The organism is Neobacillus drentensis, assembly GCF_036965245.1.
Classification (GTDB): Bacteria; Bacillota; Bacilli; order Bacillales; family Cytobacillaceae; genus Neobacillus; species Neobacillus drentensis_G.
Window position 1 is genome coordinate 1 of sequence record NZ_JBALPG010000125.1, and the last position, 11732, is coordinate 11732.

Here is an 11732-nt window from a genome sequence, read left to right on the forward strand (position 1 = left end):
CTCATACCCTTTATCAAAATATTTTTCGCCTGTTTTACCGAAGAATTTTCTTGGTATTTATTCTTATCGGTAAATTGAATAATTCGTTTAGTCATTTCCTAAATTTTTTTAATTTCTTAAAAGAATTCGATCGTATGTATTCTTATCGGACATCAAACATATTGTGTACCGTTTTCAACGATTTGTTTTGCAGTCCTTTATTCGAAGAATTCTTTGTTATTTATTGTTATCGGTGGATCAAACAATTGGTTTAGTAGTTTTATCAAACTTTTTTTGTATTGGAATAAAATACATATAAGAAATTAATATCGAAAATTTTTGTCGCAGATCAATAGAAAAAGAGTCACCGATAAAGAATGACTCTTTTGAACAATGTTGAATTTACTATTGCCCAAGTTGATTATACCAAAATGAACTCTGGCTATTTAGTTGTTGCAGGGCTTTTTCCATAGCGTTGAATTTTGTCCACAAGGCTTGCTCTTGCGCATATACTCGGTTCTGAACTTTTACCATTCTTTCGTCAATGGAGGCAGCCTCTTTTCCTAATACACTGTTAACAGAAATCGTTCCTGGCGCCCCAGCTTTTACTTTTAGTTGTGATAAAATGTCGCCAATCCGATCATAAACCCTGAACGCATATCCACTATTTTTGTGTTTGTCAGCACTTGTTATAGTTGTATCATTCGGATTATCAGTCTCGAACTTGTTGGAAAACATTTTTTGGATATCAGTCAGATTAGTATTCAACAGTGATTTTAGCTTAGACTCATCTAAAACTAATTTACCATTGTCTTTATAATCCTTGCTAGTTGTGATTCCGATTTCTGGCAGTGAGTCAAAAGATGGATTAATCCCTTCTCCTTTAATAATTTCACTCATGCTTGAACGAAGCTGTGTAAGGAATTGACGGATCGCAGGATCATTTGCGAGTAGACCACTTTTTGCTTTTTCCTCCCATAACTTAATATCTGCTTCTTTCATATCTTTCTTTTGTGCCTCTGTTAACGGTGGGAAGTTACGGTTTTTACTCTCGGTAAGTTTGTCATTTAATTCTTTTATTAGCTCATTGTATTTATCAACAAATGTCTTCAATTTGTCAAAGATCTTATCTGTATCTGAAACAGCACTTACAGTAGCTGGGTTATCCACAGAAACCGCTGATTTTAATTTGATTTGAACACCATCATATGTGAACGTGTTATCGGAAACAGTGATTTTTGTACCATTGATGACAACATATCCTGACTCAGCAGGCGCTCCGTTAGAAAAAGTACCAGCAGAAAACTGCCCAGCTGGATCAATAGCGTCTGTAGCTCCGTTGGTAATCTTTAATAGTGACTGTGCATCAGGGTTAGAATCGGATATCGTAATTGGTTTACCTGCACCTGCTTCATTGGATGAAAATACTAATGAACCCCCAACATTTGCAACTTTGACATTTGTGTCTGCACTTTTCGAATTGATTTGTGCAATTGCCTGGTCAAAGGTACTATCTTTAGGTATGGTAATTTCAATTCCATTAAGTTTAAACGTTAAGTCAGCTGTTCCATTAGGGTCGATTTTGTCCTTGCCGTTACCTATTTTCGTGTCAAAACTGACTGAACTACCTGTTGCCGGGGCAGCAAGTTTTGCTTCTGAAATCGTAAAGTTTTGAAGTTTAGATTCACCTGACATTGAAACATCAATACTTGCATTGCTCGAAGTCACTTTTTGAGCGTTAAACGTTCCTTGCAGTCTTAAATCCTGCATAGCGTCTCTGAAACTAGCTATTTTCAAGTTGACTTCTCGATAGGCCGCCGTTTTCCATGTGTTAAGCGTTTTCGCTTGTTGCAGTTTATCTAAAGGAATTCTATTTACCTTCATCATGTCACTTACTATTTTTTCTGTATCCAAACCTGATGCTAGTCCGGATACATGTGTTGTCAAATTAACCATATCGTTTTCCTCCTTTATAAAAAGCAATTTTTTTAAAAATATTTTTTTTACGCTTGCAAAAGTAAGTTCAATTCTCGGCAGTATTTTATCTTCTTTTAAGGTATCCATAGGTAAATACCCATATATCATTATTTATCGGAAGCATCTCAAAATAGTTTAAAAGGAAGTCATTCGTCTTATTAAGCAGTACCTATGGCTAATTCTTATATTTGTAGATATGTAAAAAAAGCCGCAATCACCTCGAGGATTTACGAAGAAGCGGCCTTTTCTAGTAATCTTATTGACGTTCAAAAATTACTTTAATATATTATTGGTAATCCCTGACATCTGATCTGCATAGGAAACCGCTCTAGCGTTTAATTGAAAACCCTTCTGAGCTGTCATCAGATCGGTCATTTCTTTTGACAAATCGACATTCGATCCTTCGAGATAACCCGTTGTGATTTGTATCTCTCCTGGGGCCATCATTCTCACATAATTGGCTGCATTTCTACCATTCGCTAATGCATTGGGATCAATCGCGAATTCATTTTCACCGACATTCTGTAACACGTGAGGATTTTGAATATCCACAATACCCACTTGCTGAGCTGATTTGAATGTTGCTGCTTGGCCATTTTTATTTTTCAACTGAATTTGCCCCATTGGATCGATGTTCACTTCATATTGTCCATCTAGTTCGATTGGATTACCATTCTGGTCTAACAGATAACCTCCATTGGCGTTTACTAAATGAAAGCTTCCCTGTTTGTTGGGATTAGGACTAACATGGAAATTGCCATCGCGGGTATATCTCACCTCATTAGGTCCTCCCGCAAATGCAGATGGATAACCAATTTGGAAAAATCCCTTTCCAGCTATCATGAGATCAAAAGGATTGCCTGTTTGAACAGCTTGTCCTTGCTCGTTGTCAATTTGTGTAAGTCCTGTCCGCGTTCCATAACCGACTCGTATTCCATTAGGTGTGTGCCTTCCGATTTCTTGATTTATTAGTGGCTGATTGTTAAATTGCGATGCTAAAATCTCAGAAAAGCTTTGGTCCCTGCGTTTAAAACCGATCGTGTTCACATTGGCAACATTATTTGCTGTCGTATCAATTTTTTGCTGGTATGCTTGCAAAGCACCTGATGAGATAAATAATGACGTATTCAAAATGCTTATCTCCTATTCTTAGCGTTTTTTTATCGTTTTCTAACTTGCAAAAAGACTCCCACTGATGGAAGCAGCAGATTATCCGTTTAACTTGCCGACCGAGTATAGTTGTTGTAAAGAGTTATCATAAACACTTATTACCTTTTGGTTTGCTTCATACCCCTTAATCGTCATCATCATATCTGTCATCGTTTGACCTGGATCAACATTCGACTGTTCAATGAATCCTTGATAAAGAGAGATACCCGGATTAGTTCCTCCAGCATCTTGGATAAATGGTACTGGATTTTCAGACTGGAATACATTTCCCCCTAGACGACGAAGCTCAGCTGGATTTTGTATCACTGCTAGGCCAATCTGCCCGACCGCCCTTGTTCTAGATGGATCATTTGGATAGGCAATTAACTGGCCATCCGGGCTAATGAACAAATCCTCTTTACGAATACTGTCAGTCATTTGGATGGGATTATGATCCGCCCCCAACACACGATAACCCTCTGATGTCACTAGGTGACCATTTGCATCTAAATCCCACTTTCCATTCCTTGTGTAGCCAATGGTTCCATCAGGGAGCTGAACAGCAAAGAAGGCAGCCGGTTTCACGGGCCGGCCATTTATCGTTTGCGCGGGAATCCCCTGATCTTCAATCGCAAGGTCTAACGGATTTCCCGTTTCTACCAGTGCCCCTTGACTGAAACTGGGTATTCGTTCCTGTGTATACACACCATTATATAACTCACCTATCGTAATAGCCTGTCCAGGTAATTGGAAGCCTCCAGCACTTGTGATCTTTCCATTTTCATTAAAGTCCTGGATTCGTTGAATTAATAATTTCGGGAACGCCCGTTGAACTGCATCATCCTTTTTGTATCCTGGTGTTTGTGCATTGGCCAGATTATCGGACAATGTTTCTTGCTTTCGCTCCAGTGAAAACATCCCTGAAGCCGCTGAATATAAACCTCTTATCATGATTAATCCCCCTTCTTAGATGCTCTCTTGGGCAGCCAGCTGTAAAATAAAAGCTACTTCACCGGAGCCTTTTTCAAGCTTCATAGCAATTTGATCAACAGAAAGACCTTGATTATGTAAATCAAAAATTTCCTTATAGCGGTCATGTAATAACAAATTTTGCCCACTCATCGTTTTTTCAGTTGCTTTTATAGATGCTACCAATTCATGTCTATCGATCCTCCATTGCTCGTTCTCAGCTTTTATTGTTTGTTGATATTGTCTAATGGCGATTTTTAGCTCGGTGATTTCTTGGATCAATTGTTTTTGGTTTTCGTTCATTTTTTGATACAAATCCTTATTAGAGTCTAACTTCCGTCGGAGCGAGTCTCGAACAGCCAAATAAATCACGCCGATCAAAATGAGCCCTAGGAAGATTTCGTTTACATATGTTTGCACCTTTTTGCTCCCTCACTAGTTTACTAAAGTATTCATTGCCAGAACCGCTACAACGTTGCTTAATAGAATAGGCTCAGGGAACCCTTGATTCTTGTACATTAACAATGACAGAATAACTAATTAATAAGAACAGTATTACGAATAAAGGTTAATCAATAAGCCCTTGATTTCTCCGATTCTCTCCAAAATGGATAGACCTGCATTTTGTTGGTTTATAACATGATCCGTTAATTCCATTAATTTACGATCGAGTACTTGGATCGTCTTAAGTGTTTTATTTCCACCATACAGATCCCAGCTTTCAGTTTGGTATAAGCCCATACCGTTTTTCGTTACCTCACCCATAAATTGTTTGACCAAATTTTTGTATTTATGGAGTTCGTTTAACGTTGGCTTTTCGCTTAGCTGCAGGCCTTGTTGATCGATGTCCTGCAACAGCTGATGGAGGTGTTCCTGGGTTAGGTCTTTGGAATAGGAGTTCAAAATCTTTTGAAATGAAGCTGAATTAGCTGAAGTCCGTTCGGTTGTTGAAAGTCGTTGGTCACCTATATTCATCCTAACTGTTTCTTGTATTTTCAAATGGATTCACCTCCAAAAATCGCATCATAAAAATCTATCAAAATATATCAAAATGATGTAGTTATTATACCTTAACTTTCCAAAAAAAACATTAAAAGTTACAAAATATCCTTCTTGTAGTAAAAAGCTTCTTTTGTGTGAACTGAGATAAATTTACTATCAAAACTTGAGATGGACTCTGCGTGACCCAAAAATAAATATCCATCATTGTTTAAGATTGAATGAAAACCTTTAATAACCTTTTTAATAATCTCATCATTAAAATAGAACAAGACATTTCGGCAGAAAATAATATCAATTTGATTGTATTTTGTATATGTAGGGAAATCAGTCAAGTTAAATGGTTCAAATGAAACCATTTGTTTAATTTCATTTTTCACTTCATAGCCACTCTCAGTTTCAATAAAGTACTTTTTAAGATACTCTTTGTTTTCCGGAATTCTTCTAAATGATAAAGAATTTTTTGAATAATGACCTCTTTTAGCATGTTCCAAAACTTTTTTGTTAAGATCCGATGCCACGATTCTAACTTGATTGCCTGTTGAAAGTTCTACCTCCTTTGCCAAGATAGCAAGGGAATAGGCCTCTTCCCCAGTAGAACAAGGGATACACCATACATTGATATATTTACCTGATTGTTTCTTTAGCAAGTTCTGAAATTCTTCTAGTTGGTTAAATTCCCTAAAAAAGTAGGTTTCATTTATGGTAATATGTTCAACAAGTTTATCCCATTCATTTGTGTCTGTTTGTAAATAGTTCATATATTCTTCTAAATTAAACCCTATTTCATTAAGCCTTCTTGAAACTTTCAAATCTAAACTTGCTAGATTCATAGTAAAATCAATTCCGCAAAATCCTTTAATTTTCATCGCTAATTCCATCAGTTTATGTATCACATAATCTCTTCCTTTTTCAGCAGGCATCTGATTAAACGTCTCCACATATGATATGGCACCGTTCCTTCCCAGAAGCTATTAACGTTAATTTTATCTTTTGTAGATTTACCTCTGCATTGCTTCAATTACCTGATTACTCATTTAATTTAGTTCTGTAGAAAACTATTACAATATTGATCTGAGAATAAGTCATTATACTTCTCATATTACCATAATTTTTCAAAATTGATTCAAATATTTTTGATAGTTTTTGTTCTTTTATCATTTTTATAAATATTATCCATCAAAATAAGATATTCCTGAACTTGTACCCTTACGACTTTTTAAGAATACTATAAAAAATACCTTCGCAAATTCTGCAAAGGCACTTTTTTGATACTCCTGTTACTTTAGCTTAACTATTTGTGTATTTACCTCAGTTATAGCATGTACTACTTCGGCCACTTCCTTCGTTTCTGTATTAATATTAGCATTTAGTTCTTCTGTTTGTTTATGAACATTTCCAACCTCTAAAGCAATTTCTTGACCGTACTTTGCTTGGTCATTCGTTGCGATCTTCATTTGTTGAACCATTTCTTTTATATTATTGATATTGCGAAGAATTTCTTCAGCAGTCAGAGCTTGTTCCTTTGTGGCGTTTGTCACAGAGCTAGATTGAGTGGTGACATTTTCAATAGCTTCTACGATGGTTTGACTGCTTTGTGCTTGTTCTGCCGTTGCCAAACTAATTTGTTCAACCCGGTCCTTTGTATTTTGTATACCTAGGACGATTTCTTCTGCAGCAATGGATTGTTCTTTTGTTGATTGTGTCATTTCTGTTGCATGTTTCGTCACATTCTCAACCGCTTTTGTGAGAAATTCACTATTTTTCGTTTGATCTTCCGTTGCTTTGGCAATTAGGTTCATTTCATCATTCACTTGAGCAATACCTTCAGTAATTTTCTTGATTGCTTGATTCGTTTTTTCTGCCAAATCATTTCCAATATTTACTTTCTGTTCACCTTCTTTGATTGAAGCAACTGCAACTACGGTTTCATTTTGAATTTCCTTAATGAGGATAGAAATTTCTTTTGTTGCCTTTGCAGACCGTTCAGCTAGTTTTCGCACTTCATCGGCAACAACCGCAAACCCTTTTCCATTTTCTCCAGCACGTGCAGCCTCAATTGCGGCATTAAGAGCTAAAAGATTAGTTTGATCAGCGATATCATCAATAACTTTGATAATACTACCGATTTCTTCAGAGCTTTTCCCCAAGTTCTCAATCACATCGCTTGCTTTGTTAATCACCTGTGAAATTTCTTTCATCCCATGTAATGTTTCATTCAGTGAGATCGTTCCTTCAAAGGCATCCTGTTTTACAGAATTACTAAGATCATTAACCGTATGGGCACTATCTGCGACTCTCTTGATCGATAAGACCATTTCCTCAACCGTTTCAAAAGATTGTTCAGCCATAGTAGTCAGATTCACTGCATTTTCACTGACAGCTTTAATGGACTTGCTCATTAATTCAATTACATTTGTAATTTGTTCCACACTTATACCCGCGTTACTAACGTTAATAGCTACTTGTTCAATAGAACCCATCATTTCTTGAATAGCAGAAGATGTTTCTTCCGCAGAAGTATCCAAGTGATCTGCACTCGCTGCCACCAAATTAATCGAAGCACTCATTTGTTCCACTGCAGCAGAGATTTCATCCACACCTGAAGCCGTTACATTCGTGTTCCCTGATACTTGTTGAATGGAAGCAACAAGTTCACTTACAGAATCGTTAGTTTTGTTCATCGAAGCATCTAATTCTTGTGCACTGATCGCTGTTTGATCAATCGATTTTTTTATTTCAGAAATAGAGTTTGTTGTACTTTCGACATTATTGACAACACCAATAACAGAACGGCGAATGATTCTTGTCATAAAGAAGGAAATGAAAATACTAAATAGCACTGCAACACCAGAAACAATTAGAATTTGATATAAGGAAATAACTGCATGTTGGCGAGAATCTTTTATGCTAGTATTGTTAGACTTATCGATTCCTGCTTCTACTTTATAAAGAGAAGAGTTTGCTTTTTCCCCTAGACTTGTCATTATGGCCATCTGTGGTTTTATGATTTCATAATTATTGGTTCTTGAATCTTTAAAGTAAGTTGGTGTAGTGGCGAGCCAGGCTTCAAAGTTTTTGCTGAACTCTGCTAAATCTTTTTTAGTTTGACCATTAGCAAGTGTTTTATCTAGTTTTTTAATATTCTTTCTTATTTTTGCGACTTCAGAATCCATTGATTGTTCAATTTTTACTTTATCTTCTTCATCCGGCAAATACACATGCTTGACTACAAAGAGGCGCGTACGAGTTTGCTCATCTTTTAAGTCTCCTAATATTTTATACTTAGAAACTTGTTTATCCCCCATTAAATATAATTGGTCACCTAAAAAGTAAATGTTTTTAAAAGCAACAATAGCAAGTGTTGTTAACAATAATATGATGATGAAATAACTACCCCATAATTTCATATTCATTGATAATTTTCTTGATGCTTTGTTTAATGCTTTGTTTGATGATTTGTTTGATACTTTATTTGATACTTTATTTGATACTTTATTTGATTCTTTATTTGATTCTTTCCTGAACATTCTTAACATTTCCCTTCTACTACTAATAACATTTAATAATCTATAACTCATTTTTAATTTCTTTTAATTCATCTAAGTTTGTTGTGTCTTTAAGTAATTCTTCGATGTCTAACAAGATTAACAAACGGTCGCTTTGTTTAGATATCCCCAATAAATAAGCAACATCTTTTTCCTCAATAAGGTTTGATTGTTGGATCGTATCCTGAGAAATATCTAACACATCCGTAGCGGCATCTACCACAAGTCCGATTGCATTATCAGATGTCTGAACAACAATTATTCTCATGTTATCTGTTGGTTTAAGTGATTCCCCTGTTAACGCCGTTCGTACGTCCACAATGGGTGTCACAACTTCTCGTATGGTAGTAACACCTAATACATGAGGCGGCCGATTTGGATAAGGAGTAATAGTCTGCATTCGCTCAATGGAAACCACTTGTTTTATATGTATTCCATATTCTTCCTCGCCTACTTTAAAAATGAGTGCCTGAAAATCCTCTAACTTTACTTGTCCCTTCATACGATCCCCCTTTTCTTTAATAAAAAATGAGCAGCTAACATCAACATGCATACTATGTTTAGTCAGCTGTAGCTTTCATCAACTCCGCTATTTTTAACATAATGATTAACCGACCTTCGATTTTGGCTATACCTCCAAAATAGTCGGAATCCAAATCACTAGAGGAAATAGCTTCGATAGCATCAGGGTTTACATCAATAACATCGGTTGTTTGATCAACAATAAAACCTAATTCGATGTCTTCAAATTTTGTGATAATTACGCGAGTATTTGCTGTATGATCTGCCTGTCCAAGGTTTAGCTTGCTTCTAAGGTCAATAATTGGAATGACATTTCCACGAAGATTTATTACACCTTTTACGAACATGGGAGCATTTGGAACCCTTGTAATATGCTCGATTCGTTCGATTGACTGGACATGATTAATTTCCACTCCATACTCTTCTTCTCCCAATATAAAAGCAACTATTTTTACCATTGTCATTGAGAAAGACCTCCCCTTTCTATTTAATAAATTGATTGGAATCTATTATTAAAGCTACTTCCCCATTTCCAAGAATGGTCGCACCTGATATAGCATATAGATTGGATAATAAGCCTCCTAGAGATTTTAATACAACCTCTTGTTGTCCCAATACTGAGTCAACCACTAACCCTACTGTCTTATTTCCTTTTCGAACAATAACAATATAATGGTGTTGTTCTTTGAATGCTGTTTCGACAGGTGGTACATGGAATACATCGTTTAAATAAATTAACGGTACGACCTGGCCGCGGAATTGGAATACTTTTTGTCCATGAAGCGTTTTTATTTCATCAAATGTTATCGTCGTTATTTCCACTATAGAAGTAAACGGAATCGCGTATGTCTCTTCTTCCACATTCACTAACATTGAATTAATGATAGATAACGTTAACGGCAATTGAATGTGGAATATAGACCCTTGTCCTGGTGTCGAATCTATGCTGATTACACCACCTAATGATTCAATTTTGGTTTTAACAACATCAAGACCCACACCACGTCCTGAAATATCTGATATTTTATCAGCTGTGCTAAATCCAGATGAGAAGATCAAAGCATAAATTTGTTGATCCGTAAGAGATTTAGCTTCCTCTATCGATACAACTCCCCGTTCAATCGCTTTATTCAGTACTTTTTCACGGTTAATGCCCTTCCCATCATCAACAACTTCGATAAACACATGGTTTCCACTATGGTATGCTTTCAATAAAATTTTTCCTTCTTCTGGCTTTTTGTTGGCTAATCTTTCCTCAGTAGATTCAAGTCCATGATCTAAGGCATTTCTTAGTAAATGGACTAAAGGATCTCCAATCTCATCAATGACCGTACGATCTAATTCTGTTTCGGCACCCTCCACTACTAATTGAACCTTCTTATTCAACTCTTTTGCTAAGTCCCGTACCATCCGAGGGAATCGATTAAATACCTGTTCAACTGGAACCATGCGCATATTCAAAATTAAATCTTGTAGATCTGTCGAAATACGAGTCATATGTTCTACCGTCTCCGTAAGTTCAGAAAGCCCCGACTTCCGTGCAATTTGTTCAAGCCTTCCACGGTCAATAATCAATTCACTAAATAGATTCATTAAGTGATCCAGTTTTTCAATATCTACACGAATTGATTTTGAACGTTGTTTTTTCTTGTTATCCCCAGTGTTTTCTTTCTCTGGGAGTTGGTTTGCTGGACCTGTATTTTCATCGTTTGTAACAGACGGGTTTTTCTTTACAATTTCTTGACTTAATCCTTCAGATACAATAACTTCTTTTACTTCTGAAACATTGGCAAATTGTGTTTGTATTTCTTGCATGGCACGCTGTGACAGCAGTAAAAGGGTAAATGAATTTTCAAACTTTTCTTCTTCTATTTCTTCTACAGGTGGATAGGTCTGGATAATCTCTCCAAGTTCTTCCGCCACTTGAAAAACCATATAGGCACGAACCGATTTCATCACACATCTTTCATCTAGTGTTACAGTGATTTGATAGACGTTATTGCCCATCATTTTCGCTTCGTTAATTATGGAATTTTGATACTCATCAATGACTAAGTCCGCTGCCACAGCCAACTCATGAGAGGCATCAAAAAGGTCAACTTGATATGTATGGGATGGATCTTGTATCTTTGCAAGTTGGGATACGATTTCCGTTACATTTTCTTTTCCATCGCCCCCTTGCTCGATGCTATTTACCATTTTTTCAATGAAATCAACGCACTTAAATATGACATCCATAATTTCTGATGTTATACTCAATTGGGAATTTCGAAGAAGATCCAAGACGTTTTCCATTTCATGAGTCAACGATGCCAGATCTTCAAAGCCCATCGTACCAGCCATCCCTTTAAGCGTATGTGCTGAACGAAAGATTTCGTTTATAATAGCAATGTTTTCTGGTTCCAGCTCTAGTTTTAACAATTCGTCATTTATTGCTTGTAGATGATCTTTTGATTCTTCGATAAACATTTCTAAATAATTATTTAAATCCATTTCAAACTCCCCTTACAAAATAGCATACAAAAGTAGTACCCACTGACATTGGAGTAATTACATATTAAAGAAGTCATATTTATACCTCATATTACC

10 protein-coding genes are annotated in these 11732 nt (G+C 36.2%); all 10 read right to left on the reverse strand.

Annotated features, from left to right (window positions below; genetic code table 11):
* Positions 1-384 precede the first annotated feature (384 nt).
* Entirely contained in the window at positions 385-1935 is a 1551-nt protein-coding gene (gene fliD / locus V7150_RS21110) for a flagellar filament capping protein FliD (RefSeq protein ID WP_335522197.1), read from the reverse strand.
* 294 nt (positions 1936-2229) lie between these two features.
* The gene (locus V7150_RS21115) at positions 2230-3087 is read right to left on the reverse strand and encodes a flagellar hook-basal body protein (protein WP_335522199.1); all 858 of its coding nucleotides are present in this window, start codon (positions 3085-3087) and stop codon (positions 2230-2232) included.
* A 78-nt stretch (positions 3088-3165) separates the two neighbouring features.
* Positions 3166-4056, reverse strand: a complete 891-nt coding sequence (locus tag V7150_RS21120) for a flagellar hook-basal body protein (protein WP_335522202.1) — start codon at positions 4054-4056, stop codon at positions 3166-3168.
* 15 nt (positions 4057-4071) lie between these two features.
* Positions 4072-4494 carry a DUF6115 domain-containing protein gene (locus tag V7150_RS21125; protein WP_335522203.1) on the reverse strand — a complete coding sequence of 141 codons (423 nt, stop codon included), beginning with the start codon at positions 4492-4494 and terminating at the stop codon, positions 4072-4074.
* Between the two features lie 135 nt (positions 4495-4629).
* Positions 4630-5073 (reverse strand): YaaR family protein, encoded by a 444-nt coding sequence (locus tag V7150_RS21130; protein WP_335522205.1) that lies wholly within the window; start codon positions 5071-5073, stop codon positions 4630-4632.
* Between the two features lie 98 nt (positions 5074-5171).
* Entirely contained in the window at positions 5172-5996 is an 825-nt protein-coding gene (locus tag V7150_RS21135; protein ID WP_335522207.1) for a CheR family methyltransferase, read from the reverse strand.
* A gap of 357 nt (positions 5997-6353) precedes the next feature.
* On the reverse strand, positions 6354-8603 hold the full coding sequence (locus V7150_RS21140) for a methyl-accepting chemotaxis protein (protein ID WP_335522209.1): 2250 nt from the start codon (positions 8601-8603) through the stop codon (positions 6354-6356).
* Between the two features lie 40 nt (positions 8604-8643).
* Positions 8644-9123, reverse strand: coding sequence for a chemotaxis protein CheW (locus V7150_RS21145; protein ID WP_335522211.1), 480 nt, complete (start codon positions 9121-9123; stop codon positions 8644-8646).
* A gap of 58 nt (positions 9124-9181) precedes the next feature.
* On the reverse strand, positions 9182-9607 hold the full coding sequence (locus V7150_RS21150) for a chemotaxis protein CheW (RefSeq protein WP_335522213.1): 426 nt from the start codon (positions 9605-9607) through the stop codon (positions 9182-9184).
* Between the two features lie 19 nt (positions 9608-9626).
* The gene (locus tag V7150_RS21155; protein WP_335522215.1) at positions 9627-11636 is read right to left on the reverse strand and encodes a chemotaxis protein CheA; all 2010 of its coding nucleotides are present in this window, start codon (positions 11634-11636) and stop codon (positions 9627-9629) included.
* Positions 11637-11732 lie beyond the last annotated feature (96 nt).